This window comes from Myroides sp. C15-4 (assembly GCF_050522745.1).
In the GTDB taxonomy this organism is placed as follows: Bacteria; Bacteroidota; Bacteroidia; order Flavobacteriales; family Flavobacteriaceae; genus Flavobacterium.
On the sequence record NZ_JBMVQX010000028.1, the window covers coordinates 21682 to 47401 of the forward strand.

Genomic DNA, 25720 nt, shown 5'->3' on the forward strand with positions numbered 1-25720 from the left:
TACCTTTTTGTATTTCATATATCGAGGTAAAAGCTAAGGTCTCCTGTAATAAAAAAAGCCCAATCGGGATGGATTGGGCGTTTGTATTTTTTACATGATCGAAAGGATATGGTAGTTGTATTCAATAACCATATAGCGATTTGCCTTTGTTTTTGCTCCTTTATAAACGGTTGCTTTTTCAGGGTAATTTCCTTTATTATAGCTGTATTCAAAGGTAAATGTCGTATCATCTGATACCTTGTAACTGGCTAAAGGATGTGGAAATTGATACGTAATTGGGACATATAACAGGTCTTCAAAAAGTAAGGTTGTCAAATCAAAGGGCAAGAAGTAAAAGGGATTTTTACCTGTTCCATAGGTAAAGGTAGCCGCATAATTCTCCGTAGAAACTTGAAGCAACTCGTTGTTTTGATTATAGTTGTATTGAACGTCAAGTTTTCGTTCCTCTTGTTCCAAAATAGAAACAGAGGCTTGGGTAAAGAGCTTGTTGGTATTGTAAATCAAATCATGTTGAAGCCAAGGTTTCCCCTGATTCACAATTTGAAAATGTTGAAGCAGATCCTTGTCATAGCTAAAGTGATACGATTGCTGTACATTGCCATGCAAGAGAATGTTCAAGGTAGTTAATTTGAATTTTTCGTTGAGTTCAAATGCAAGTTCGTGTTGAACCGCTGTGATTACTGCACCCTGATTATCGAAGGTGTGTGTATCTCTTGTGATTGAATCCAATCGATGAAAGTCCTTGTAGTTGAAGGTATAGTGTACCTGCGAACGAGGGGTTTGGCTCGTGTGATTCCCACTTGCATCACTTTCGACGTTATAAAATGTATAGTCAAGAGATGTAAGTAAATATTGATCTAGTCCATCTGGATGATCCGGTTTAGGCGTGGTACTGTCATCGGAGCTACAACTGCCCAAAAATAAGAATAAGCTGGCTAAGCCCACTAGTTTAAGTGAATGGTTCATGTTTGTTTTTTAGTTTGGTACAAATAGAGTCTAATGTGTTAAGAAAAGAAGGTTATTTAATCAAGATATAGTGATAAAAAACCATTGTCGTATCAGTTTTAGTTTTTTATTTGAACCTCTTTTTCCGTATACGTATACTCTATTTTCATGTAGGGAAATACTGTACTATCACTTCTTTGAACAGTTGCAGTTGCGCTAATTGGTAAATTTGCCTCATTGTATTCATATTCTATAACAACATGCTGGAAACGTCCCTTAATTGAAGCTATTGTTGTTGAGAACATATAGTTAAATGGTACTAAATCTAAATCTACATAAATCAACGTTGTTAAATCAAACGGGAGAGTATAGAACGGATTAGGTATAGCTGTATAGGTAATTGCTGTTGCGTTATCCATATTGTAATCTTTTATTTCAATTAGCTGATTCGCTGTATTATACTCATACCCAAATTTATCTTGAAATTCAGGTGATTGATTCATATCAACGGCAGTAATGAATTGTTTCTTGGTATTGTAGGTGTATTGAATTTGATAGGAAGAATCCAAAGTTTCTAAGGTGTAAGAAGCTAAAAGATCTTGATTATAAGTATAGGTGAAAGCCTGAGTAGTTTTTGAATTATGAGTAAAATCCAATGAAAGTAATTGATTGGCAGTATTTAACTGATAGCGAATATTACCCTGATATACTTGATCAACTTCACCTAATGGAGTGTATGCCGTTGTTTTAGTATCTATAGTTGAAAGTTGTTGATTTTCTTTATAATTGAAAGAATAGAGCGAGTGGCTAAAAGGCTGAGTAGAAACTTCTGAATCTGACATGTATTGTTTGTATTTCGTAACAGCTACAGTGGAAATAAAGTGTTTTTTTTCTGTTGTAGGTTTGTTAGAATCATCGGAACTACAACTGCCCAGAAGTAATAATAAGCTGGCTAAGCCCGCTAGTTTAATTGAATGTGTCATAGTTGATTTTATTTGGCGCAAAAATAGATCAAATTACTAGGAAGTCAAAAGGATAATTTAACAAAAATAAAAACGATTTTTTATTTCTTATTTAAGAACTTGATATGTTTTTTAGTAAAAGGATATGTTTAAATGCCTTGAGATTGGCGGTGTTTAGTGCGTAAAAGGCATTTGTTTTTTGCTACTACTTTTTTGGACCGTATCGGTATAGCCTAGTTCTTGGTCAAGGACTACTTACCCTCATCCTTACTTATGAGCAGTGCATAAAAGTAAAAAAGAGTAGAGTAGGTATAATTTGTAAAAAAAAGCAATTTTATGCAATTTACGAGATTATCGATAATACGCTATAGATGTTTGCTTATTCTGCAAGATCAAGTGCAATCCTTAGCGGTTTTTTATTTATTGACGAACCTAATGAAAATATGAAAATACAAGATGCTGTTTTTCACCGTTTAAAATCACAAATAGTTTTTTCTCCTGCCTCGAGTTTTATATATTTGTTCTTATTTAATTTCATTCTAAATAAAAATAAAAGGTTTTTATGATAAGAATTACCTTAGTTCTTATACTGGTAGTGCTCTCTTTTTTATCCATTTTTGTTGGGGTAAAAGATATTTCGATCTTTGATTTGTATCGCTTGTCGAAAGATGAATTGCTTGTTATTGTCGTTAGTCGTATACCCCGTACTATTGCGGTGCTGATCGCAGGAGTAGGGATGAGTATCTCGGGGCTTATTGTCCAACAAATCTCCTTGAACAAATTTGTGTCTCCTACAACTATGGGAACCCTTGATGCCTGTAAAATGGGGATTTTGTTTAGTATGATTCTCTTTCCCAATGGGGGAATTGTAGTGAAAACGCTACTGTCATTTACTATTGCTTTGTTAGCGAGTATTGTTTTTCTGCGCTTGGCAAGCAAGATGAAAGTACAAAATGTCATCTTTATTCCCTTAATCGGTATTGTGTTCGGAAATATACTCAGTGCTATCGCCACTTTCTTTGCCTTTCGCTACAACCTTGTACAAAATATGGATGGATGGATGATGGGGGACTTTTCTTCCATCTTAAAGGGAAATTACGAAATCCTTTATTTGGGGGTCTTAGTTGTAATTCTGTGTTACCTCTATGCCAATAAGTTTACTATTGTTGGATTAGGAGAAGATGCCGCAACTAGTTTGGGCTTAAACCCTAAGCGAATTATGTATCTAGGATTGGTATTTGTTTCGATTACTTCAACTGTTGTGGTTTTAACTGCAGGCGTGATTCCCTTCTTAGGGCTCATTGTTCCCAATATCGTTAGTATGATTTTTGGAGACAACCTCCGTAAAACCATCAGTTATACTGCCTTAGTCGGTGCAATATTTTTACTGGTTTGCGACTTGATTAGCCGTACGTTAATTGCTCCCTACGAAGTGCCAATTGGACTGACGGTGAGTATTGTGGGAGGTGTTGTGTTTTTGTATTTAATCCTCAAAAAGACAAAACATGCCTAAGAATAAATTAGTTACCTTGTTACTCATCGCTTTGCTGATTAGCATTGCTATTTATATGTTTACGTTTACAGGAACAAAGCTTGACTACGTTTTGCCCCGACGCGGGTTTAAAATATTGGCGATGCTCTTGGTTTCCTTTGGAATTGGATACTCTTCAGTAATCTTTCAAACGATTACAGCAAATAGAATTTTAACACCTTCTATTATGGGGTTTGATTCTTTTTATTTGTTGTTGCAATCGTTGATTGTCTTGTGGTATGGGGATCGTACCTTTCAGGTTTTGGGATCGGAATGGAACTTTGTCTTGTCAGTAGGTTTGATGATGTTATTTGCTATGATCATGTACTTTGCTGTATTTAAAAGAGAGAGTAAAGGATTGTATACCTTGCTTTTAGTGGGATTGCTTATTGGAACACTCTTCAAAAGTGGAGCGTCTTTTATTATGCTACTCATTGATCCCAATGAATTTACCATTATTCAAAACGCTATGTTCGCCTCGTTTGAACGTATTAATCTGAAAATTTTGGGTATTGCCGCTGTGATTCTAATCGCAACCATGGCCTATGGAATCCGTTATTTCAAACAGCTGGATGTAATTAGTTTAGGACGTGACCACGCCATTAGTTTAGGGGTTAATTACCACAAAGTAGTGAGAGGAAACCTCATCCTTATATCAATTATGGTTGCTGTTTCTACAGCCTTAGTAGGTCCAATTACCTTTTTGGGCTTGTTAGTCGCCAATCTAACCTATGAATTGGTGAAGAAAAATAACCATGCCTTAGTTGTGTTTACCTGTTGTTTGCTGACTTCCGTAACGGTAATTGGCGCACAGTATTTGGTCGAACATTTGTTTAATATGACAACAACAGTAAGTATTATCATCAACTTCGTTGGAGGAGTGTATTTTATTTACTTGCTGTTAAAAAGTAATAAAGTATGATTCAAGTTAATCAAGTATCAAAATCATATGGTGAGAAACTGATTTTAAATCAGGTGTGTGTGAGTTTTCCCAAGGGTAAGATCTCTTGTTTTATTGGGGGAAATGGTACAGGTAAAAGTACATTACTATCGATTATTAGTCGTTTAGTCTCTCGAGATAAAGGAGAAATAAACTTGCTAAACAAAGAAGTGTTAAGCTATACGAATGAAGATTTTGCCAAGCGTTTAGCTATCCTAAAACAAAGTAATAGCCCTAATATTCGACTAACTGTTAAAGAGTTAGTTTCTTTTGGGCGTTTTCCCCATTCCAAGGGCAAGCTCAAAAAGGAAGACCATCAAAAAATTGAAGAGAGTATAGCTTTCATGGGATTGAAAGACATTGAAGATCAGTTTATTGATGAACTGAGTGGTGGACAGCGTCAACGTGCTTTTCTCGCTATGGTATTAGCACAGGATACGGAATATATTTTATTGGATGAGCCCTTGAATAATTTAGACATGAAACACTCCGTCGAAATTATGAAAACCCTACGCGAATTAGCCGATAAATACCAAAAAACCATCGTTATTGTGGTGCATGATATCAATTATGCAGCGGCTTATGCCGATTATATTGCCGCAGTGAAAAACCACCAAATCCTCTATTTTGGCCCCACAAACGAAGTCATTACAGAGGAAAAAATGAAGGATGTTTTCGATATTGATATGAAAATTATCGATAACGGAGACCATAAAATTTGTGTCTATTTTAAATAATTATAAAAACCATCGTTATGAGTAAATTTATGGTAAGCTGTTTAGCAGCATCTGTTTTTTTATTTGTTTCTTGTAAGGAAACAAAGAATGAGGAAAAGAATTCTGCCTCTGAATCAACGGAAGTAATCACAGTGGATCATTTATCAGGTACTTCTGAAGTAAAGGTAAATCCCAAAAATCCCGTGGTATTGACTTACGGAGTATTGGATACTTTTGATGAGTTGGGAATTCCAGTAAAAGGAGTGCCAGGATCAAACCTACCCGCTTATTTAGATAAATATAAAGATGCAGCTTATGAAAACGTGGGCGGAATTAAAGAGCCTAATGCAGAAAAAGTAAATGCAACGGATACGGAGCTGATTATTATTTCTGGACGTACAGCAGTGATGTATGACGAATTCAAAAAAATCGCACCAACGATTAATTTAGACGTAGATGCAAAAGACTACATGAATTCATTCAAGAAAAATCAACGTATTATCGGTCAATTGTTTGACAAAGAAGAGCAAGTAGAAGCAGAGTTGAAAGACATCGATGCTCGTATTGCTGAAATTAAGGCTATCAACGAGAAATCAGATAAAAAAGGATTGATCGTTTTAGCGAATGAAGGTCGTTTGAGCTCATACGGAAAAGGATCTCGTTTTGGAATTATTCACGATGTATTCGGATTAAAACCAGCAGATGAAAACATCGAGGCTGCTACACACGGACAAGTGATCTCTAATGAGTTGATCAAAGAATTAAACCCTGATTACATCTTCGTTATCGATAGAGGAGCTGCTATTAAAAGAGCAACGTTAGGCAAAGAAGAATTTGCCAATGCATTAGTTCAACAAACCAATGCCTACAAAAATGATAAAATCATCTTCTTAAATCCTGAAACATGGTATTTATCAGGAGGCGGATTGAAATCAATCAAAATGATGATTGAAGAAGTAGAAAATGCGGTAAAAGAATAAGTAAAGTTTATTGTTAATTTCACCCAAATGAAAACGAGTTGGTTATAGCCTATATAACCAGCTCGTTTTTTTTGTGTATGGATGAAATAAAATGTTAATTCGCATTGCTTTTTCTTTAAATTAGAGGCCAATTACAAAGGTAAAGTAAACTATAATTAGATTCCGTACTCATGAATGATACCGTTTCAAAATCCATAATGAAGAAGCTTGGCAAAGACGTGCAAACCATGTTAACGATCGCCTATTTAGTGGCAGTGGCCATTGGGATGCTCTTCAACTATAAAAAGTTTATCCTATTTGACATTAATATTTTTGATTATGCCGGTTTGTTTGATTTCTTGATTGCTCCTTTTGGCGATTTTACGATTACTTTATTTACGATTGGGACGATTGTTTTAACGGTGTTGATTTACCAATTGGATCTCTTTTGGCAGAAGAAGTCCCCAACCTCTTATGCAAAGTTTACGTTTCATACGAATGAAGTGAAGTGGTATGCAAATCAAAAATGGAGTATGGGACTACTTCTCTTTGTGTTATATATGTTTTTAGGGGCTGATTTATATGCTAAACGATATAAACGCGCGGTAGTAGACGAAAACCCAATTGCAGTTACCTATGCGGATAATACTCAAATACAAGGGGTTTTAATCGGAAAAACAACGGACTATATCTTCCTATTGCAAGGTGAAGAAGTCAAAGCGATTCCTATGAATGCCTTGATTAAGGAAATAAAGCTCAAATAAGATGGTGAGTAGTGAGTGGTGAGCAAAACACCCTACCTAATTCTAGTGATTTTTTCTTCATTTGTTTTTTAAGAAGCGGGTTCGCGCTATTTTTGGGCTAAAATACAACTATGGCTCATCGCATTTATCTCTATAATATTGACAGTCAGACAAAACAAGTTTTTGAAGGATATTTAGCCGAGTGGAACTACGTCATTCCCGATTTACTTCTTCCTCTAGTCTCTGCCAAGGCTCAAACAAAGGGGCATTCGCTTTACTTTGATAAAGAAGAAGGCCTTCATCGACTGAGCTGCTTTTATGATTTACTGACAGAAACCTATCAGTTACACGATATGGTCCCTTTTTCATCTGCTGTTGAGCAGATGTTTGAATTTCTCTATGCTTTGCCCTATGATACTTTTTATATGGATGCAAGTGATGTGTATGCGATGCAGGAAGAGAAACCTAAAGAGCAAGCAAAAGCTTGGATCCTTGAGATTAATGAGAAGTGGGCCTTGTATCAGCAAGCGATAGACCAAGAAGATCTTGCTGTATTGGATTCCTTGATTCAAGCCTCGGGTTATACCTCTTTTTTGGATGCGTTGGAACACGATTGGGTTCAGTATGGCCTAGGGTATTGGGAAGAGCACCTAGTTAAACAAACGTGTACAATTGTTTTTACAGCTGGTAATTATCAAGGATTAAAAGATAAAAAAGGACATATACTGACAGCAGCCGTATATGATACAATCTATGCTTTTACAGATGCAGGGGTGGCGGTGGTAGAAAAAGAAGGAAAATTTGGGTACCTCAATACACAAGGGAAGCTTCTGATTCCTTTACAATATGAGGATGCTTTTGACGCTTACTTAATTAACCAGACGGTCGTTGCACAAGTTTGCTTAGCTGGAAAAACGGGATTACTTCATCTGCATACTCAAAAAGAGGTCCTTGCGGTTGTATATGATGAGGTCGAACGACTCTATGGTCAATATTACAATGTACTACAAAATGGGCAGTATCAATTGCTCGATTATACAGGTAAACAGATAGTAGGGGAACGGAGCGATTTTCCATTTGAATTGGAGTATCCACTTACCTTTTTTACCAAACAAAAAGAAAGCGCAAAGCGACGATTTTTTACGTTGACGGGACAGTTCCTTGGAGCGTATCCCGAAGGTGTGTTGGAAGAACTACCGTTGGGCTACTTTTGGGTAAAGCCCAATAAATACCAAACAAAAATTCACATTCTTAATCCAAAAGGGACAATTATATGCGAAGGAATCGATCAAATCATGGTGTTTTCAGGTTATACGTCTTTTGCTTATAAAAGTGAGAAAAAGTGGAAGCTATTCGATTGTCAAACAGATCGTTCCCTTTTAACGGATTGGGTGATTGATAAGATAAACGCCAACTACTTGTGTAGTTATATGCCAGATACTTATGTTATTCAAACGGCAGAAGGATGTGGTGTATATCATGCTGCAACCAATCAGTGGTTGATTGCATTGGATCAGAATCACGTAAAAATTGAACACCTCAAACAGCGGCTGCTGTTGGTGATTCAAAAACAAGGGATGTATTATTACAACGAGGAAACCGCTACATTAAGTGAGCGCTACGCTTATATCAGTCAACCTATTGACGAGTACACTCAAGAGGCTTGTTTGTTTCAAGACACCCAGCTTTATTACTTGGATCAGAATGCGAAACGACAAGAAGTATCCCCAGAAAAGCTAGGGCAATTATATGAAAAAAGATATAATCTGAGAGGCAATGACTTGGCCTATTTCACTTCATTTTATGAAGCTTGGACCACGCGCATGGGTGACCAATATGAGACTTATTTTGATGGGGATACGCTATATCAGAGAGGATGTGTAGCTCGGGATGAGGCAGATTGGCCTTTGGCGATCAAATACTTTTCTATCGGGGCAGAACGAGGGGAGGCACGTATGCAGTATGAGCTTGGTTTGCTTTTAACGGATCAACACGCCTGGACTAATGTGGAGCAAGGTGTATATTATTTAGAGCAAGCGGCCCAGCAAGACTATGCCAATGCCTGGAATACTCTTGGTTATTTGTATCAAAATAGCCTTGGTTATCCCTATGATAGAGAAGCCATGCTCGCCGCTTACAAAAAAGCAGTTGAATTAGGATGTGTTTGGGCGAATATGAATCTTGGGGATTTGTACTTTTATGGACAAGAAGTGGAGCAAGATTATGACAAGGCCGTCTCCCACTATATTTTGGCAGAACATTACTATGGCGCTTATGCACAGAACTTAGTAGAGATTCACTACCAACGAAGAGATTTTGAACAGGTGTTGCGCTATCTGAAACGCAACAGCGGTGAACCGTATGTTCATATTTACTATGGAATTCTATACGATCATGGCTATGGAATCAAATCAAGCGAAAAAATGGCAATAGAACACTATGAAGCAGCGATAACACATCAGGGTTACGCTTATGCAGTAGAGCGTTTATGTTATTACTACAAGGAACATCCCAAGTATAAAGACGAAGTAGCATACGCTAGAATAGTAGTTTATGCCACTGAAAACGACATTGAGATTGAGAATTAAAATAAAAAAAAGGATGCCTAAGCATCCTTTTGTAGTATAAAAGTTAGCATTAAAACTGACGAACCGTTTGTCTAATTGCTACTAATTTTGTCATTAAGTTTTCGAAGTGATCTAGGTGTAACATATTAGCACCATCACTTTTGGCTTCTGCTGGATTGAAGTGGGTTTCTAAGAAAATACCATCCACACCAACAGCAATACCTGCTTTTGCTACTGTTTCGATTAAGTCAGGACGACCACCAGTCACACCACTCGATTGGTTGGGTTGTTGTAGGGAGTGCGTAATATCTAAAACCGTAGAAGCAAATTGCTTCATCGTTGGAATTCCTCTATAATCAACAATCATATCTTGGTAACCAAACATAGTTCCGCGATCCGTCACCATGACGTTTTCATTGTGGCAATCCAATACCTTTTGCACCGCGTGTTTCATGCTTTCTGGGCTCATGAATTGTCCTTTCTTTAAGTTGACTACTTTTCCTGTGTTAGCAGCAGCAACGACTAAATCCGTTTGACGAACTAAGAATGCTGGAATTTGTAGTATATCTACATATTCAGCTGCCAAGGCTGCATCCGAAGACTCGTGAATGTCCGTTACCGTTGGAACACCAAATTCCTTTCCAACTTTAGCAAGGATTTTTAGAGCTTTTTCATCGCCAATACCCGTAAAGCTGTCAATTCTCGAACGGTTTGCCTTTTTGAAAGACCCTTTGAATACATAGGGAATTTGTAGCTTATCCGTTACTTTGATGATGTGCTCTGCAATGCGCATGGCCATTTCTTCATTTTCAATGGCACAAGGTCCAGCTAATAAAAAGAAATTATCAGCTTCTGTATTTTTTATTTGAGGTATATTTCTGATATCCATTTTGTTCGGGTGTTTGTGTTATTTTCGTTTTGTTTTACCTTTTTGCTTTTTCACTTTTACCATCTCGGGCTTTTGTGCAGCAGCTTTTATTTGATCGTAGTTTTTTGTCTTTAGAACGTACGAAATAATAGTAGTAAAGATAATACCAAATGAGAGATTATTCATCACTCCATTTCTTAAAAATAAGTCAAAAGAAGCATTTTGATACGCTTCCTCCGGTGTCATATTAGCTTCATTGATTAACGCATGTGCCAGAGTCTCCATAAAATTAGGACTCACTTGGTTGAATGTAATGAATTGAACAATAGGGAAGAAGAGCGTGATCATCACACACATGACCAATCCCGTCATAAACGCTTGTTGCCATTGGATGACATTATCGTAATACTCTTTCTTCTTTTGGCGAATACCCAACCAGTAGAAAATAAAGAGTAAAAAACTAAAGAGCATTTCAAGAAGTACTTCATAACGCACCTTTTCCGTGTGAAATCCCATCGATTTTCCTATAAACATCCAAATCAAAGCTGCTAAGGTTGCCAAAGCGGCCCATTTGAATTCAATAGAGAATTTTTTCATTGTATTAGCTTAAAGTGTAAGGTTCAAAAGTAAAGTTTTTATTTTATAGCTTAAAATATATTTTTTTCTAATTTTTTTTCTTAGATTTAATAAGAACTATGAAAAAAGAAAATAAAATAACCACTATTTTGTTAATTAATATAGTGAAAAAAATAATTAGTTATGAAAACGCTTATTTTAATTAGACATGCCAAATCGTGTTGGGATACTATAACGGAAGATAAAAATAGGCCCATCTCAAAAGATAGAGGCGTACAAGACGCTCTTTTAGTTTCGCAGGCGATTAGCTCTCTTTTGCCTGAACGGTTTATTGTTTGGACCAGTACAGCCAAACGCGCGAAACAAACGGCTACTATTTTTTGTCAAAACTTAGAAATCAATCCTGCTTATGTCATTGAAAAAGAAGATATTTATACTTTCGATGTCAAGAAACTAGCGCGAACGATAAAAAAATGTGAAAATACACACAATGCCTTGATTATTTTTGGACATAATGATGCTATCACAGATTTTGTTAATAAATTTGGTATGGTTTCGATTGATAATGTACCAACCTCAGGAGTAGTCGTGATGGACTTTCCCCAAGAGGATTGGAAAGCGATTAAAAACGGAACTGTAATAAGTAAAGTTTTTCCAAGAGATTTAAAATAAAAAATGAATACAACTACTGTAACACCAAAATATTTTTACGTTGATCGTGAGAAAAGCTGGTTAGCTTTTAATGAGAGAGTTCTACAAGAAGCAGGAGATGTCACTGTCCCCTTACTCGAACGACTTCGTTTTATTGGTATCTTTTCCAATAATTTAGATGAATTTTTCAGAGTGCGGTATGCAACCATTCGCCGTATGGTGCTAACGGGACAAAGCAACCGCCGATTGGGAAGTGGTGTAGTTGTCAAAGATTTGTTGACGCAAATTACCAACCGCGTAATTGTATTGCAAAGTGAAAGTTTGCGTATTCTAGCTGAAATTGAAAAACAGCTGGAAGCGGAAAAAATATTTATCCTCAACGAAAAAACAATCAATGAGAAGCAAAAAGCCTTCGTCAAAGATTATTTTTTACATACGCTATCACATGATTTAGTAACGGTTATCCTCAGTGATTTAGCACCTTTCCCCCTGTTGCGCGATACGCATGGGTATTTGGCTGTTAAACTTGAGGTTGATGAAGAGTTGCGCAGTAAAAGAAGTAAAGCCAATAAGCGAGAAAAGGGGACGCGATACGCTATTATCGAAATTCCCAATATTGTCAATCGATTTGTAGAGCTACCTTCAGATGATGATAAAAAATACATCATCATGATCGACGATATTATCCGTGATAACCTAGCGTCAATCTTCCGTATTTTCGATTATAAAGCCGAAAAAGCCTTCATGATTAAAATTACCCGTGATGCGGAACTAGGTGTAGATACAGATTTACACAAGTCCTTTGTGGAGAAAATCTCCAGTGGGGTAAGAGATCGTAAAGAGGGAGAAATTGTTCGTTTTGTCTATGACCAAGAAATGGACCAAGATTTATTGGACTATTTGCTCGAAAATGTGGAGATTGAGATGAATGATAGTATTATTCCTGGGGGACGTTATCACAACCGACGTGATTATATGAGTTTTCCAACCTTAGGGCGTTCGGATTTGACTTACCCTAAACAAATACCAGCCGCTGTTGTAGGTCTTGATATGGAGGATAGTATTATCCAACAGCTACAAAAAAGAGATTACCTCATTTATACGCCTTATCAATCATTCTCCTACCTTGTGCGTCTTTTGCGTGAAGCTGCTTTGGATCCACAGGTATTATCGATTAAGATTACGTTGTATCGATTGGCAAAAAACTCTCAGATTATTAGCTCGCTAATTAATGCAGTTAAAAATGGAAAAAAAGTAATCGCTCAAATTGAATTGCAAGCGCGTTTTGACGAGGCGAGTAATATCTATTATTCCGAATTGATGCAGTCTGAAGGTGTACAGCTTATTTTTGGGGTAAAAGGACTCAAAGTACACAGCAAAATTTGCGTGATTGAACGCTTGGAAAATAAAAAGATTAAGCGCTATGGATTTGTTTCTACTGGGAATTTTAACGAGAGTTCAGCGAAAATATATACCGATGTAACCCTATTGACTTCGCATAATCAGATTATGAAAGATGTCTCTAAGGTATTTGAATTTTTACAAGTGAATTATCGCGTACACAAGTACAAACATCTTTTGGTATCACCACACTACACCCGATCGGGATTCAATAAGCTAATTGATCGCGAGATTCGCCATGCTAAAAATGGATTGCCTGCTTCAATTCGATTGAAAATGAATAGTCTATCTGACTTGAGAATGGTAGATCGCCTATATGAAGCGAGTAATGTAGGAGTAAAAATACAATTGATTATTCGCGGTATATGTTGTTTAGTTCCTGGTATTCCTGGGATGAGTGAGAATATAGAGGCAATTAGCGTGGTAGATCGCTTTTTAGAGCATTCGCGTATTTATATTTTTGGAAACAACAACAATCCCGAGGTGTTTATTTCGTCGGCAGATTTTATGACGCGTAATTTAGATGAACGCGTGGAAGTGACCTGCCCCATTTACGATGATAAAATCAAAAAAGAATTAATTGAAACCTTTGAGATAGGGTGGAAGGGCAATGTGAAAACGCGGATTCAATCGGGCGATTTAACCAACAAATACAGAGAGAGAGACGGAGAAGCGGATTACCAATCACAACGAGAAATGTATCGTTATTACATGAACAAACTGAAAGAATAATATGTTAAAGATAAAGAAATATGCTGCCATTGATATTGGTTCTAACGCCATGCGTTTGTTGATTATGAATATCGTGGAAACCAAAGGCAAAGATCCTGTTTTTAATAAGAGTTCATTGATTCGCGTTCCCATCCGTTTGGGGCAAGATGTTTTTACAGAAGGAGAAATCAGTGTAGCATCCAAACAGCGAATGATAGAAGCGATGCAAGCTTTTTATTTGTTGATGCGCGTCAACAAAGTAGAGCGCTTTATGGCATGTGCTACTAGTGCTATGCGCGAAGCAGATAATGGACAGGAAGTGGCAGAAGCCGTTTTAGCAGCATCAAAGATTAAAATTAATATTATAGACGGAGAGAAAGAAGCAATGATTATTGCTTCGACAGATTTAAAAAACTACATCAATCAAACGAAGAATGTTATGTTTGTTGATGTAGGAGGAGGTAGCTCAGAGTTTACCATCTTTAAAGAAGGTGAACCGATCGCTTCGAAGTCCTTCCGCAATGGAACCGTTCGCCTATTGAACGATATGGTGTCAAAAAGCGTGTGGAATGACATTCAAACTTGGGTAAAAGAAGAAACCAAACACCTGCATGATATTGTTGTCATTGGATCAGGAGGAAACATCAATAAGGCGTTTAAGATGTCCGGTAAAAGTCAGGATAAGCCATTGAGCTATAGTTATTTGAATCAACAGTTGACGCGATTATCTGAAATGACGTATGACGAACGCATTGCAATATTGGGATTGAATCCCGACCGTGCCGATGTGATTATCCCAGCCTTGCGCATCTATGCCTTTGCCATGAAATCCAGCGGTGCTAAGCAAATCTACGTACCCAAAATAGGAGTGTCTGACGGAATCGTCAAGGCAATTTACTTTGGTAAAATTCCGTTAGATTATCAAACGATAGTTTATGAATAACCCAATTCGGGATCGATATAATAAATAAAGCGCGACTTAGTTGTAGTAGGTCGCGCTTTTCTTTTGTTTTTATATTTTCTCAAGGGAGAAATTTTAGTTGTATAATTTTGCTAAGGTTAAGAAGAGACTACGCAAAACAACAATCGCCATCGCCAAAATTAACGCGAATATTGCTACAATCTTCTAGACCAAAAGCTTTGGATATAATAGATTGTTTGACTTTTTCTTTTTTGTATAAGAAAATAGAAGAAGAAAATAGTGCTGTAACAATAGCGGGATCATAACAAATAATTTCTCGGATCTTTAGTTGGATAGCGTGTTGTTTAATTACGTTAGCTACCAATTCACCATACTTTTTATCATCAAAATACGTAAACAACACTTTGAGTGTCGTTCCTCTTTTTTGTAAGACTATGAAACCAATACAAGTTTTGTGCTCACTTATTTTTACAAAATAATACCCAAATGATTGGTCGTACATTGAAAAGACATAGCGATCTTTTGTTGTATTGGATAGTAAAGGAGCTTCATACACCCAGTGGTAAGTTTTGAGCCAGTTAAAAAAAGCATTGCTTTTTTGAGCAATATCCTGTTTTCCGTAGGTGTCAATTAGCATTCTTACGGCTGTGTCGGGAAAAGGTAAGTAGTCAATTGTAGTGTTTTTGAGCTTTTTTTGCAGGGTTCGACGACAAAAGCTAAGTCGAGCATTAATCAATACATTCAAAGCACGATCAGCAAAGTCGAAAAAAGGGTATAAAAATTTCGCTTTTGGCAGGAGTGTTGGAATGATAAAAGACAAATTGCTGCGCAACACAGCTTTTATTCCCGGACTGCTTTTGAGATCCATAAAATACCCTGATTTGTCATATACTCTTTTTGCACTAGGCGTAAATTGAGAAATCCCAATTTGCCCATTTTGTTTGGTGTACATGGTATCTAAAAGTAAGCGTCCAATTCCCGTTCCTTTTGTTTTAGGATGGACCCACCAAGTAGATAACCAAGCAATCTTTTGTTTTTGTTCTCCCGTATAGACAAAATCAGTATATGCGCCCATATAGCCCACAAGTTCACCGTCTATATAAGCTAATAATAGAACAATATCGCGATCAGCACAAGTGGGATTGTGATAGTGTGACCACAACCGATGCTTGCTTACAGCTAGAAAAGGATGATCCCAAAATGTAGTATCTTCCATCAACTGAGGAATATCTTTCTTCTGTATTTCTTTGATCTCTTTCACCATTAGTTTCTTTTAATTCTATATTTTCCAATCTTTTGGTTGTACCATTTGTATAAATTTTCCATTATAATAACCTTGCGCGTATCCAGCCTTGGATTTTCTAACGAAAAACGCTGTATGATCCGCGGATCAATATCTTGCTTGATACCCGAATTACCAAATAAGATTAGGTTGGGATCCATTTCAAACAAAGCGGTGATTAATCGTTTGGAAATTCCCCTATCGCTAAACGGAAAAGCGAAAAGCGAATAGGTAATACCAAAGTGTGTTTTGAGCCAAGCTACGGAGTCTAATATTTCGCTCTTTTGCTCTTCAAAAGACAATTCGTTTAGCGGGCGATGCGACATGGAGTGTCCTCCAAAATAAAAACCATTATCCATCATTTCCTGAATCTGTGCACGAGTAATATAAGGCATATGCTTGCTTAAATACTGTTTTTCATCCAGTTGTAATAGATCAAAAATAGCTTCAATAAGCTGCTCTTGTTGCGCTTTTAAAGCTAAGAACTTCTGCTTGAAATCCAAAGTACTTGTATAAGTAAAATGGCAAAGTTTGGCTATTTTGTTTGCGGTTGTTGCGTCGATATTATTTTTTTCGATGTGAGAATACAAAACACTTAAGCGGTGTCTGTGCATCATTTTGTGATTATCCACATAGTTGGGGTTAATAAAAAAGATAGCAGATATTTTCTTTTCCTTTAAAAGAGGGTAAATAGTGGTGTATATTTCACTTAATCCATCATCAAAAGTAAGTAAGTAGGTATTTTTACTACTGTTTTTTGTTAATAATTGTTCTAGTGGAAGTGTGGTGTAATGCGTATGTAATAAAGCGAGATCGACTTGAAAATGCTCGATATTTTTATAGGAATAGAGGTGTTTGATATGCTCTTTTTGATCGTTGTGGACGAGGTGATAGTAAGGGAAAATGGATTGTTTCTTCACTTGCTCCAATGCTATTATCTCGGAGATTTTATAGAGTATCGTTTTTACCAATCCCATTTTTCTGTTTTTAAAGTTAAAATTAATCGAATATATTAATTTAAGTGTAAAGATTGATAGAAGGAGAGAACTATTTTATGTAGTGTTTTTTATCCCTCTAGTTTATAGGCGTGGTTTATCGCACGAATTTTATATCTGATGAATTAAAACTTTGTTGCGATTTGTTCGCTTGTTTTTATTTAGAAAGTCCAAGTTTCACTTCAATTGTCGCATGCGTTTATTACTTCCTACGAATACCGCACAAAAGCACAAGGCAATACCACCAGTTACATATACATTTTGTACGCCGAATTGATCGGCTAATTCTGCGGTGAAGAGCAAACCAATAATGGCGGGAATTTGACAAATACTACCGATTAATCCAAAGATTCTTCCGAGGTATTGGGACTCAAATTGAGTTTGGATTAATGCGGTAATAGATCCTTCGTAAAGGGGAACAGCAATTCCTTGAAAAACAGTTAATACAGCATATAGTATAAACAAATGCGGAGCGAGCAAACCACAAATTAAGAGGGCAAGTCCCAAGAGGATATACCCCACTAGGGCGAGGGATATTTTTCGAAAACGTTGATTGAGCACTGCGAGTAAACCACCGCCGAATAGTAATCCAATACCAAAGAGTATCTCAATTAAACTCACTTGATAGGGAGTTCCTTTGTAGTAGTTTAAGGTTACTAGCGGTGTTACAGCTACAACGGGAAAAATGAAGAATCGCGCAATAATTTCGGAAAAGAGCAACCACGACATGGGGTTATTTCGCAGGATGATACGACCGCCTTCTACCATATCTTTATAAATAGATGCTGTAATTTCAACTCTTTTCTTTGTTTTGGGAAAGGCAACGAATAGCAACATGATACAGGCTATAAAAGCGCCTATAACATCTAAGAGCATCACAAGGGTCATGCTGTAATGCAAGAGCAAGAAAGCGCCTAGTGCAGGACCACTGATAAAAGCAACCGATTGGATTACTTCATTGACTCCTGCTACGCGTACCAGTTGATCTTTTGGTGCGAGTAGGGGTACGGTTGATTTCATCGCAGGTGTGTGAAAAGCCCCTCCAATAGAGCGAAGCGCTAAGAGCAGGTAAATAGACCACAGTTCTAGTAAATTCCAGTAAAAGAGTAAGGCGATTACTGCTGAACAAAGTGCAACAAAGCTATCTGAAGCAATCATGGTTGCTTTTTTGTTCCAGCGATCGACTAATACCCCCGCAAATGGACCTAAGAGAATTTGAGGTAATAAACCTGCAATTGTGGCATAAGCGAGTACTTTGGCGGATCCTGTCTCCATACCTATCCAAAGTACCAAGGCAAATTGCGCAATGGAACTTGTTAAAATAGAAAAGGTTTGTCCCATCCAAATAAGGATGAATTTCTTCTTCCAATCTTGTAAATCAATAACCTGAGTCATGGTAAACTTTTTTTGCAAGAATAAAAGTTTATCCCTCAATCAACGTTACCATTTGGTAACTTCGTTTAATTGCCAACAATTTTTCTCCTCAAGCGACTCAACGATTGTGGGGTCAAGCCCAAAAAAGAAGCAATGTACTTTTGGGGAACCAATTGAAATAATTCAGGATCGTTCTCTAAGATAGACAGGTAACGTTCTTTGGCTAATTGATGGGATAAATCAACAGAGATACGCGTGACGTCAAAGTAGAATTTTTCGATCAAGATGCGTATTAAATTGGAAATTTCGTGAGAGGCCAAACAAAGGGCATCCAGTTCCTTTTTATCCATGTAATAAGCTTTACTTTCACCCACGGACTCCAATAGGTAATTTGGCTCAATTTCGCTATAAATCAAATCGCTATAGCGTTCAAACCACAGGGTGTTCTCATCTCCATCAACTATTTTATACGCGCGCCAAATACCTTTTGACAAGATGTAAAAGGTGGATTTTGTATGGGTATGATCCAAAATGATTTCCTTGTTTTCAAAGGTAACCAGCTCCATGTTGGATAGTAAAAGCGTTAAGGCAGATTCGTCAATGTTGTATTTATCACAAAGATGGGTAAGAAGTGCTAGCATAGGAATAGACCAAGTGGATGAAGTGTATATAATAAGTCTATGGTAAAAATATCAAATTTCAGTTGGGTTTTTCGTTTCTTGCGAAAGAAATCAAAAAAACATTGGAAGCCAAATGAAGGGTGTAAAATAAAAAAAACTTGGTTTTGTCCATTCTGATCTCATTTATCTCCATTGCGTTGGATGAGGTAAAGTCAGTCCTTTGTAAAAAAAGATCATGAGTACCATAAACGTTGCCGAATTTCCTATTGTTCGTGTGTCTATTGCATCGACACAAAAAGAGAAAAATCAAGATCAATACTTTGCAGACTATGAAGCTTTACTTCAACGGGGACAAACATTTGTTATGATCAATGAAGTAAGTGCTCCAGATGTGGAGGAAACCAAGAGCGATAAAGTCCATATGAAAAAGATGAACCTTTGGATGAAGAAGAATCGAGAGGCACTATCTACCCAAGTTTTAGCGATGATTCAGGTAGAACCTGATCCGATCAAACGTCAAGTAGCACTTGATTTTCAGGTTGTTTTTCAAAAGTATTGGGGACATAAGCTTCTTGTGGTGAAAACTTATGCAGAAGCTTTAGACTTGGCAAAGCAAGAAGTAGAACAAAGTGAACTAACAACTAAATGACGTCTAAAACAAATTAAACCAGTTATTTTTATTTTTTTATGTTATGAGTCGAACGTTCAGGTGAGTTAATCTTGCCTGAACGTTTTTTTAGTGGTGTGCGCTTTTCTTATTACGATATTAAACAGGGATAATTATATAGTTTTATACTCAAAGCTACTCTTTTGGTCGCAGCTATACTTTAATTTTTAGACGCATACCTTTAATTGGAATGGTGAAGTTCAGGATGAACCGCCTTTTTTTGTTCTTTATCTCACTTAGTTTATATTTTATTTTGGTATTCGATGAACCTTCATTGCATTACGGTTTGCTCTTTGCTCTTTGTTTTTTGTTTTTCGCGCGGTTCGCTCGTTGTGAGGTTTGTACGGTGTATCTCACTGATTTTATATTTTGTTTTAGTGTTAGATGAATCTACACTTCGTTACGGTTTCCCATTTCCAATCTCCCATTTCCAATCTCCAATCTCCCATATTTAAAAATTCTTTTTCTTCCCTGTTCTGTAGATTAATAAAATAGGAAGTACAGTCCACAGCGTTAATAAAGCAAAGGAAAGTAAACTACCTAATCCACTGCCAAAGAATTTTTTGAATACAGCTCCAGTATAACCTAAAAGTGCTGAGATATCGAGTTTGAGTAAGATCATAATGCGCGATAAGTCAATGGGATTTAAGATCGTACCAATCAAGGAGATATTTTCCAACGGATAATCGCCAAAGACCATGAGGATGCTCAAAAAGATACCATCATAGACGACTGCTAAGAATAACCACAACAAGATAGCCAGTCCGAATCCTTTGATTTTATTTTCATTTCGCAATCCGATATTATAGGCTAAAGCGCTGAATATAAAAGTTAGAAAAGCACCGATACCCAACAAAAGTAGAAATTCGAAGATAATATCAGAGGCAAAAAGTCCATAGCAGATAAAGGGAATACCTAAACCAATAAGTAAACTCATCGATAGTGATAGGGCCACGCCTAAATACTGCCCAATAAAAATAGAAGATCGCTTGATGGGTAAAGCGAGCAAGAGTTCTGTAAATTCCTTGGAATCATAGTAGTACATAATACCAAAAATCGTACTGATTAGGGGAACAAGAACAATGATCACATTCATCAAGGTAATAATGGCTTTTCCTATATCGCGATTGAGGAATAGCAAGACAAATCCAAGCGCAAGATAGAAGAACAAATAGAAGTAGCTCCATCTACTGCGCATTAAATCGAAAAAGCTATATTTTAGAATTTTAAGCATAAGAATCAATTAAAAGGTTAGCAATAGCATGTTCAAAGTTGTCTTGTTTTGTCGTTTCTTTTAGTTCGTCAATGCTGCCTTTGAAGTATATTTTTCCTTCGAGAATAAAGATAATTTGATCGGATATTTCCTCAACAAAACTCATAATATGAGAGGTAACGATAATGGTTTTTCCCTTTTGTTTCTCTTTGATAATCAATTGTTTTAATAGGATCATCGCTGCAGGATCTAGTCCAGTAGTTGGTTCATCGAGAATTAAAATGGGATTATCGAACATAAAGGCCAATAAAATATTAACTTTTTGCTTGGTTCCTCCCGATAGTTTATTGAGTTTCTTGTTGAGAAAAGGAGTGAGCTTAAATAACTCAACCAGGGGTTGGTGATCTTTTTGTTTGTCGTTTCTCAAATCTTTGATCATATGGATTAATTCCAATACTGTAAGTGTATTGGGGAAATTGGCAATTTGAGGTAAATAATCAATATTCTCTCGGTATTGCCATTGGTTGGCAATGTTGTTACCCTCAATTTCGATGGTTCCTTGATCGGGATAGACCATGGATAAAATACATTTATTGAGGGTTGTTTTACCACTTCCATTGGGACCCAATATAGCGAGTACGCCTTGCCCAATCGTGAGGTCAATTCCTTTTAACACCTGATTGTCGGCAAATTTTTTATGTAAATTAGTGATCGTAATCATGTTGAATTTGTTTGATAAAAGGTTGAGTATCTACTAAGTTATCGGGTGTAAATACAGGGGATACTTTTTCTGAGAAATCGATGATGTCGACAAATAGACTACGCAAGAAAATAATAGATTCTGGCGTTTTATTTACGATATACGAAAAGAGTTTAATTGGTCGGTGTGGTACATCGCCAATCCCGTCCTTGTCTAAATCATAGCCCGTGTAATTACTCCAATAGTTGAGGTCAAAATTGTTTTGATTGAGTTGACCTTGATAGAGCAAATCAAAGGAGTTGTTTAAAAAGTTATTGTAATTTACGATGTTTTGATAATTGGCTCCTCTGGAGTTCAAGGCCCATCCATTGCTAATAAAATCATTGTGTAGGTACTGTACGCGGTTGGATCCTTCGATATTAATAGCCGTGGTGTTGTTTTTAAATACATTGCGACTAATTTCTGTATCATTGACTTCCTTTAGCAAGACACCATAGGCAGCAGATCCCCAATTATCACTGAATAAGTTGTAACTCATTTTCATGAATTTGGAAAACATAATCGCCACACCAGCTCCGTTATTGGTATAGGAACAATTTGTCACTACATCGTGATTGGAGAACATAAAATGCAAGCCATAGCGCACGTTGTTCTTACTGATATTGTTGTGAATGGTACAGTAATTAGAAAATTCTAAATAAATACCATCGCGTACACGTTCGACGTAATTGTCTTTGATTTCAATGTTGTTACAATACCACAACTGAATGCCATTACCCGAATTAAATTCACTTTTCGCCTTGCCGTAAATCTTGTTGGACAGTACTTTCCCGTCCTTGGATTTCTCGAGGTAAATACCAAAAAAAAGCTCTTTAATGGTGTTGTTTTCAATGATAAAGTGTTTGCTTTCCCTTACGCGTATCGCGGCGTAATCCTTGATATAACTCGTTCCTACATTGATGATAGTGAAGTCTTTAATCGTGACATAGTCCGATTGAATAAGGAAGATTTCTCCTTTGTTTTCACCATCAACGATGGCGTTTTTACTGAGTAGGGTGAGTGGCTTTTTGATGTGAATTTCCGTTTCTTTATACGTTCCTGCTTCAACGACAATCAAATCATAGGCTTCGGCTATGTCGATGGCTTTTTTAATCGTATTGATTGTGGAGTTGGGTTGAACGGTAATGGTTTTGGCCTTTGTATTCCATCCTGATACAAGAAAAATAAGAATGCATAGTATTTCAAGTGTTTTTTTCATAGTACTAAAGAAGTTAAAGCCCTGCTCGTGATTAGTGATGCGACATTTGTTGACGAATGGTGGTGAATGAATAGCGTTCACCTGTAAACTCGTCTAGTAATTTTTGTGCATCTTCCTTGGTTTGTGTCGCTGAAAGAAAGGCTCCCATTGGACTGGGAATATTCTTTGAGATAATAAAATTCGCCTGTTCAGCGGGAATTAATGTCCCTGGGTTGCGTAGATCAGCGACCAAGATATGCGAGTATTCTTTCTCTGGATGTTCTGTATCAGCGAGGTAATGCAACATACATTCGATGGCGTCGAATTTGTAGTTCTTGCCCTTGGTAGTTACCAATTGAGCGGCGTGTTTCGCATCGACAATGCCCATTTTGCAAAAATCACAATCGTCTGTCCCGTATTCAATGGGCTGTACTTTAACTGTACAAGAGACAAAAAGGAGGATAAGAATAAGATAAGCGATTGGTTTCATACTAATTTTTTTTAGATTTTGCTCCAACGAAATAAGCGATAAAGATCAATACCATACCCAAAGCCATGAGATAAGCACCGAGGTGTGGATAAGAATACGCGTCGAAGTTTAATATTTTTCGATGTCCAAATAGGGGAGGTTCATAGGTTAATGGATTGCCGTTTGCATCGACCATTTTCATGATTGCATGTGGATCTAAATCACTTCCGTAATCAAGCAACCACAAGTTAAAATCATACATTCCTGCGAGACCTAATATAACCATGACAACCAACCAACCCAAGAAAAAAGAAGGTTTTACCTTATTGAAGTAACCTCCAATCCCCAAGGCAATTCCCAAGAAGGCCATAGTGGCAATTACGATTGGGAAAACGGTAAATTCCCACATATCTTCAGCTTTGGGAATGGTTTTCATCCCAATATAGTGGTTTAAACCATCGATATTTTGAAGATCAAATTCTCCTACGCCCTTAATCCCATCAATATAAATATTCATTCCTAGTGGAATTGGATATTGTGGAGCTCCTAGTTCAATGTTCCAAAGTGGAAAGTAGAATAAGGATAGGAGTAAACATGAGCCCACTATCATTAAAATAGAGGATTTTTTCATACTTTTTTGTTTGTAAAGGACAGGAATTTTACTTCCTGTCCTTTAAAGATTAAAATTAAAAGCGGCTTGTTATGATACGTTATTCATCATCTAGCGACCAAGAAAGTTGAATGTTTGAATCCGCAGGGGATACGCGTACATAGCCTTGCATCTCTTGGTGAAGAGCCGAACAGAAATCCGTACAATAGAAAGGCCAAACACCTACTTGTTTAGGTTCCCATACAAAAGTTTCTGTTTTACCCGGTGTCACGAGGAGCTCGGATGTATTAGCACCCAACATGCTGATTCCGTGTGGAACGTCAAAGTCTTGCTCTAAGTTCGTTACGTGGAAAAAGACTTTATCACCTACTTTTACACCTTCGATATTATCTGGGGTAAAGTGACTACGAATCATCGTCATATAGATGTGTACTTCATTTCCATTTCGCGTTACTTTAGTTTCAGCTGGTGATTTTACGGCATAAGGGTGTTTATTCTCATCGAGCTTATAGATTTGTCGAGATTTATCCTTAATCTTATCCGCTTTGATTGCCGCTGCATAATGCGGTTCACCAATTGTAGGGAAATCGAGCAATAGTTCCATTTTATCCCCTGTAATATCATAGAGTTGAGCGGAGTGATTTAAATCGGGTCCAACAGGTAAGTAACGGTCTTTGGTGATTTTATTCATCGCTACTAAGTATTTACCATCTGGTTTTCTTGAGTTCCCCCCAGGAATCATCAAGTGTCCTACGGAATAATACGTTGGCTTGCGATCGATAATCTCCCAAGTACCCAATTTCCATTTTACAACTTCAGATGAGATAAAGAACGTCGTATATGCATTGCCTTGACCATCAAATTCGGTATGCAACGGACCTAATCCAGGTTGTTCTACTACACCTGCTAATACATCTTCAAATTTTAAGATAGGTAAACCATAAGCTTCTCCATCAAATTTCTTTTTCTCAATGGCATCTAGCATTTTAGTAAAAGAGTGTACCGTTAGGTTAGCCGAAAGTTTTCCATTTCCGATGATGTATTCTCCAGAAGGATCAACATCACAACCGTGCGGTGATTTTGGCGTAGGTAATAAGTACACCAAATCAGGGAATTCACTGGCATCGAGGATTAACACCTCTTCTTTCATCGTATGCGTAGCCATATGTGTGGCATTGTCAAATTTATTATGCGCATACTTCACTGGCATTTTTTTTCCTTTCCCAGCTTTGATGTATTCTTCGGCTTTTTTCCAGTTTACCGCCGCAATAAAGTCCTTGTCATTTTGAGAGGCATTTACTTCTAGTAAGCTGTGTGCTTCTTCCGTATTATAGGTTGTAAAGAAGAACCAACCATGTGATTTTCCGCGACCTGGGTGGGATAAATCATAGTTAAAACCAGGCATTTGAATTTGGAAAGACAAATCCATTTCTCCTGATTTTTGGTCTACTTTGATAAAAGATAGCGTTCCTTTAAAATTCCCTTTATATTCTTTAATAGAGATATCGCGTTGTGGAATAGGCACAGAAAAACGCGTTCCTGCTACAACATATTCCGTGTTTTCCGTTACGAAAGACGAGCTGTGATTCCCTGCACTATTTGGAATTTCGATGATCTCAGCTGTACTGAAATCCTCCAAGTCAATACGTGCAATACGCGGGGTGTTATTCCCGTTGATGAAAATCCAACGTCCATCTAATTCCCCATTGGTTTGAGAAATATCAGGGTGGTGGGAGTCGTCCCAAGGAATAAATCCGTGAGAGGTCATTAACATGGGCTTGGTTTCTTCACTATAGCCATACCCTTTTTCAGGATCTTGTGAGAAAACAGGGATGACTTTAAAAAGTCTTCCTGAGGGTAAGCCATATACGGAGAGCTGACCGCTAAATCCTCCAGAGAAAAAACCATAGTACTCGTCATATTCTCCTGGTGCAACATATACTTTTTCTGCGGCATTCGACGAGAGCGCCCCCTTGCTATTCTGTCCTGATTTCGTGCAACTGACTAAGGTAAAGCCCGCCAGACAACTCATTAAGGTTAAATTGATAAACTTTTTCATAC

Annotated in this window: 24 protein-coding genes; 10 read left to right on the forward strand and 14 right to left on the reverse strand. The window is 37.2% G+C overall.

What is annotated here, in order from left to right; all coding sequences use genetic code 11:
- Nucleotides 1-90: 90 nt before the first annotated feature.
- Both ACPDHL_RS12105 and ACPDHL_RS12110 read right to left on the reverse strand, forming a co-directional pair.
- Nucleotides 91-966: a hypothetical protein gene (locus ACPDHL_RS12105; protein ID WP_430533020.1), complete on the reverse strand. Its 876-nt coding sequence runs from the start codon at nt 964-966 to the stop codon at nt 91-93.
- Nucleotides 967-1064: 98 nt separating this feature from the next.
- Nucleotides 1065-1928 carry a hypothetical protein gene (locus tag ACPDHL_RS12110; protein WP_430533021.1) on the reverse strand — a complete coding sequence of 288 codons (864 nt, stop codon included), beginning with the start codon at nt 1926-1928 and terminating at the stop codon, nt 1065-1067.
- A 541-nt stretch (nt 1929-2469) separates the two neighbouring features.
- On the opposite strand from ACPDHL_RS12110, the gene ACPDHL_RS12115 reads away from it, so the two are divergent.
- The 6 genes from ACPDHL_RS12115 (at nt 2470) to ACPDHL_RS12140 (ending at nt 9384) form a co-directional block, all read left to right on the forward strand.
- Nucleotides 2470-3420, forward strand: a complete 951-nt coding sequence (locus ACPDHL_RS12115) for an ABC transporter permease (RefSeq protein WP_430533022.1) — start codon at nt 2470-2472, stop codon at nt 3418-3420.
- Entirely contained in the window at nt 3413-4360 is a 948-nt protein-coding gene (locus tag ACPDHL_RS12120; protein ID WP_430533023.1) for an iron chelate uptake ABC transporter family permease subunit, read from the forward strand. The genes ACPDHL_RS12115 and ACPDHL_RS12120 overlap by 8 nt, the downstream gene beginning before the upstream one ends.
- Complete coding sequence (locus tag ACPDHL_RS12125) at nt 4357-5115, forward strand: ABC transporter ATP-binding protein (RefSeq protein ID WP_430533024.1); 759 nt, start codon at nt 4357-4359, stop codon at nt 5113-5115. Before ACPDHL_RS12120 ends, ACPDHL_RS12125 begins: the two co-directional genes overlap by 4 nt.
- Before the next feature lie 17 nt (nt 5116-5132).
- The gene (locus ACPDHL_RS12130; RefSeq protein ID WP_430533025.1) at nt 5133-6074 is read left to right on the forward strand and encodes a siderophore ABC transporter substrate-binding protein; all 942 of its coding nucleotides are present in this window, start codon (nt 5133-5135) and stop codon (nt 6072-6074) included.
- Between the two features lie 197 nt (nt 6075-6271).
- Entirely contained in the window at nt 6272-6817 is a 546-nt protein-coding gene (locus ACPDHL_RS12135; RefSeq protein ID WP_430533026.1) for a hypothetical protein, read from the forward strand.
- A gap of 110 nt (nt 6818-6927) precedes the next feature.
- Nucleotides 6928-9384, forward strand: a complete 2457-nt coding sequence (locus ACPDHL_RS12140) for an SEL1-like repeat protein (RefSeq protein ID WP_430533027.1) — start codon at nt 6928-6930, stop codon at nt 9382-9384.
- A gap of 49 nt (nt 9385-9433) precedes the next feature.
- On the opposite strand, the gene kdsA is transcribed toward ACPDHL_RS12140, so the two are convergent.
- Together kdsA and ACPDHL_RS12150 are read right to left on the reverse strand one after the other, a co-directional pair.
- Complete coding sequence (gene kdsA / locus ACPDHL_RS12145) at nt 9434-10252, reverse strand: 3-deoxy-8-phosphooctulonate synthase (protein WP_430533028.1); 819 nt, start codon at nt 10250-10252, stop codon at nt 9434-9436.
- An 18-nt stretch (nt 10253-10270) separates the two neighbouring features.
- Nucleotides 10271-10828 (reverse strand): DUF4199 domain-containing protein, encoded by a 558-nt coding sequence (locus tag ACPDHL_RS12150; protein ID WP_430533029.1) that lies wholly within the window; start codon nt 10826-10828, stop codon nt 10271-10273.
- 162 nt (nt 10829-10990) lie between these two features.
- On the opposite strand from ACPDHL_RS12150, the gene ACPDHL_RS12155 reads away from it, so the two are divergent.
- The 3 genes from ACPDHL_RS12155 to ACPDHL_RS12165 are packed head-to-tail and all read left to right on the forward strand — an operon-like array spanning nt 10991 to nt 14513.
- A complete protein-coding gene (locus ACPDHL_RS12155; RefSeq protein ID WP_430533030.1) occupies nt 10991-11479 on the forward strand; it encodes a SixA phosphatase family protein in 489 nt (162 codons plus the stop codon).
- A gap of 3 nt (nt 11480-11482) precedes the next feature.
- A complete protein-coding gene (gene ppk1 / locus ACPDHL_RS12160) occupies nt 11483-13591 on the forward strand; it encodes a polyphosphate kinase 1 (RefSeq protein WP_430533031.1) in 2109 nt (702 codons plus the stop codon).
- Nucleotide 13592: 1 nt separating this feature from the next.
- Entirely contained in the window at nt 13593-14513 is a 921-nt protein-coding gene (locus ACPDHL_RS12165) for a Ppx/GppA phosphatase family protein (RefSeq protein ID WP_430533032.1), read from the forward strand.
- 127 nt (nt 14514-14640) lie between these two features.
- Here ACPDHL_RS12165 and ACPDHL_RS12170 read toward each other — a convergent pair whose 3' ends face one another.
- The 4 genes from ACPDHL_RS12170 to ACPDHL_RS12185 all read right to left on the reverse strand — a co-directional run bounded on the left by ACPDHL_RS12170 (nt 14641) and on the right by ACPDHL_RS12185 (nt 18784).
- Nucleotides 14641-15756: a GNAT family N-acetyltransferase gene (locus ACPDHL_RS12170; protein WP_430533033.1), complete on the reverse strand. Its 1116-nt coding sequence runs from the start codon at nt 15754-15756 to the stop codon at nt 14641-14643.
- Nucleotides 15756-16751 carry a polysaccharide deacetylase family protein gene (locus ACPDHL_RS12175; protein ID WP_430533034.1) on the reverse strand — a complete coding sequence of 332 codons (996 nt, stop codon included), beginning with the start codon at nt 16749-16751 and terminating at the stop codon, nt 15756-15758. Before ACPDHL_RS12175 ends, ACPDHL_RS12170 begins: the two co-directional genes overlap by 1 nt.
- A gap of 195 nt (nt 16752-16946) precedes the next feature.
- Nucleotides 16947-18164, reverse strand: coding sequence for an MFS transporter (locus ACPDHL_RS12180; RefSeq protein WP_430533035.1), 1218 nt, complete (start codon nt 18162-18164; stop codon nt 16947-16949).
- Between the two features lie 65 nt (nt 18165-18229).
- Nucleotides 18230-18784, reverse strand: a complete 555-nt coding sequence (locus ACPDHL_RS12185) for a Crp/Fnr family transcriptional regulator (RefSeq protein ID WP_430533036.1) — start codon at nt 18782-18784, stop codon at nt 18230-18232.
- A gap of 214 nt (nt 18785-18998) precedes the next feature.
- Between ACPDHL_RS12185 and ACPDHL_RS12190 the strand changes: the two genes are divergently transcribed.
- Complete coding sequence (locus ACPDHL_RS12190; RefSeq protein ID WP_430533037.1) at nt 18999-19412, forward strand: hypothetical protein; 414 nt, start codon at nt 18999-19001, stop codon at nt 19410-19412.
- 469 nt (nt 19413-19881) lie between these two features.
- Here the strand turns inward: ACPDHL_RS12190 and ACPDHL_RS12195 are convergent, their stop codons facing one another.
- From ACPDHL_RS12195 to nosZ, 6 genes are all read right to left on the reverse strand, one after another.
- Nucleotides 19882-20664, reverse strand: coding sequence for an ABC transporter permease (locus ACPDHL_RS12195; RefSeq protein ID WP_430533038.1), 783 nt, complete (start codon nt 20662-20664; stop codon nt 19882-19884).
- Nucleotides 20657-21364 carry an ABC transporter ATP-binding protein gene (locus tag ACPDHL_RS12200; RefSeq protein ID WP_430533039.1) on the reverse strand — a complete coding sequence of 236 codons (708 nt, stop codon included), beginning with the start codon at nt 21362-21364 and terminating at the stop codon, nt 20657-20659. The genes ACPDHL_RS12195 and ACPDHL_RS12200 overlap by 8 nt, the downstream gene beginning before the upstream one ends.
- On the reverse strand, nt 21348-22601 hold the full coding sequence (gene nosD / locus ACPDHL_RS12205) for a nitrous oxide reductase family maturation protein NosD (protein ID WP_430533040.1): 1254 nt from the start codon (nt 22599-22601) through the stop codon (nt 21348-21350). Before nosD ends, ACPDHL_RS12200 begins: the two co-directional genes overlap by 17 nt.
- Before the next feature lie 31 nt (nt 22602-22632).
- Nucleotides 22633-23070 carry a nitrous oxide reductase accessory protein NosL gene (locus tag ACPDHL_RS12210; RefSeq protein WP_430533041.1) on the reverse strand — a complete coding sequence of 146 codons (438 nt, stop codon included), beginning with the start codon at nt 23068-23070 and terminating at the stop codon, nt 22633-22635.
- Between the two features lies 1 nt (nt 23071).
- Complete coding sequence (locus ACPDHL_RS12215) at nt 23072-23680, reverse strand: hypothetical protein (RefSeq protein WP_430533042.1); 609 nt, start codon at nt 23678-23680, stop codon at nt 23072-23074.
- 79 nt (nt 23681-23759) lie between these two features.
- Nucleotides 23760-25718: a Sec-dependent nitrous-oxide reductase gene (gene nosZ / locus ACPDHL_RS12220; protein ID WP_430533043.1), complete on the reverse strand. Its 1959-nt coding sequence runs from the start codon at nt 25716-25718 to the stop codon at nt 23760-23762.
- Between the last annotated feature and the right edge of the window lie 2 nt (nt 25719-25720).

Excerpts from the sequence above, each read along its gene's own strand:
- ACPDHL_RS12105 (WP_430533020.1), bottom strand. The coding sequence starts at position 966 with ATGAACCATTCACTTAAACTAGTGGGCTTAGCCAGCTTATTCTTATTT.
- ACPDHL_RS12110 (WP_430533021.1), bottom strand. The coding sequence starts at position 1,928 with ATGACACATTCAATTAAACTAGCGGGCTTAGCCAGCTTATTATTACTT.
- ACPDHL_RS12115 (WP_430533022.1), top strand. The coding sequence starts at position 2,470 with ATGATAAGAATTACCTTAGTTCTTATACTGGTAGTGCTCTCTTTTTTA.
- ACPDHL_RS12120 (WP_430533023.1), top strand. The coding sequence starts at position 3,413 with ATGCCTAAGAATAAATTAGTTACCTTGTTACTCATCGCTTTGCTGATT.
- ACPDHL_RS12125 (WP_430533024.1), top strand. The coding sequence starts at position 4,357 with ATGATTCAAGTTAATCAAGTATCAAAATCATATGGTGAGAAACTGATT.
- ACPDHL_RS12130 (WP_430533025.1), top strand. The coding sequence starts at position 5,133 with ATGAGTAAATTTATGGTAAGCTGTTTAGCAGCATCTGTTTTTTTATTT.
- ACPDHL_RS12135 (WP_430533026.1), top strand. The coding sequence starts at position 6,272 with ATGAAGAAGCTTGGCAAAGACGTGCAAACCATGTTAACGATCGCCTAT.
- ACPDHL_RS12140 (WP_430533027.1), top strand. The coding sequence starts at position 6,928 with ATGGCTCATCGCATTTATCTCTATAATATTGACAGTCAGACAAAACAA.
- kdsA (WP_430533028.1), bottom strand. The coding sequence starts at position 10,252 with ATGGATATCAGAAATATACCTCAAATAAAAAATACAGAAGCTGATAAT.
- ACPDHL_RS12150 (WP_430533029.1), bottom strand. The coding sequence starts at position 10,828 with ATGAAAAAATTCTCTATTGAATTCAAATGGGCCGCTTTGGCAACCTTA.
- ACPDHL_RS12155 (WP_430533030.1), top strand. The coding sequence starts at position 10,991 with ATGAAAACGCTTATTTTAATTAGACATGCCAAATCGTGTTGGGATACT.
- ppk1 (WP_430533031.1), top strand. The coding sequence starts at position 11,483 with ATGAATACAACTACTGTAACACCAAAATATTTTTACGTTGATCGTGAG.
- ACPDHL_RS12165 (WP_430533032.1), top strand. The coding sequence starts at position 13,593 with ATGTTAAAGATAAAGAAATATGCTGCCATTGATATTGGTTCTAACGCC.
- ACPDHL_RS12170 (WP_430533033.1), bottom strand. The coding sequence starts at position 15,756 with ATGGTGAAAGAGATCAAAGAAATACAGAAGAAAGATATTCCTCAGTTG.
- ACPDHL_RS12175 (WP_430533034.1), bottom strand. The coding sequence starts at position 16,751 with ATGGGATTGGTAAAAACGATACTCTATAAAATCTCCGAGATAATAGCA.
- ACPDHL_RS12180 (WP_430533035.1), bottom strand. The coding sequence starts at position 18,164 with ATGACTCAGGTTATTGATTTACAAGATTGGAAGAAGAAATTCATCCTT.
- ACPDHL_RS12185 (WP_430533036.1), bottom strand. The coding sequence starts at position 18,784 with ATGCTAGCACTTCTTACCCATCTTTGTGATAAATACAACATTGACGAA.
- ACPDHL_RS12190 (WP_430533037.1), top strand. The coding sequence starts at position 18,999 with ATGAGTACCATAAACGTTGCCGAATTTCCTATTGTTCGTGTGTCTATT.
- ACPDHL_RS12195 (WP_430533038.1), bottom strand. The coding sequence starts at position 20,664 with ATGCTTAAAATTCTAAAATATAGCTTTTTCGATTTAATGCGCAGTAGA.
- ACPDHL_RS12200 (WP_430533039.1), bottom strand. The coding sequence starts at position 21,364 with ATGATTACGATCACTAATTTACATAAAAAATTTGCCGACAATCAGGTG.
- nosD (WP_430533040.1), bottom strand. The coding sequence starts at position 22,601 with ATGAAAAAAACACTTGAAATACTATGCATTCTTATTTTTCTTGTATCA.
- ACPDHL_RS12210 (WP_430533041.1), bottom strand. The coding sequence starts at position 23,070 with ATGAAACCAATCGCTTATCTTATTCTTATCCTCCTTTTTGTCTCTTGT.
- ACPDHL_RS12215 (WP_430533042.1), bottom strand. The coding sequence starts at position 23,680 with ATGAAAAAATCCTCTATTTTAATGATAGTGGGCTCATGTTTACTCCTA.
- nosZ (WP_430533043.1), bottom strand. The coding sequence starts at position 25,718 with ATGAAAAAGTTTATCAATTTAACCTTAATGAGTTGTCTGGCGGGCTTT.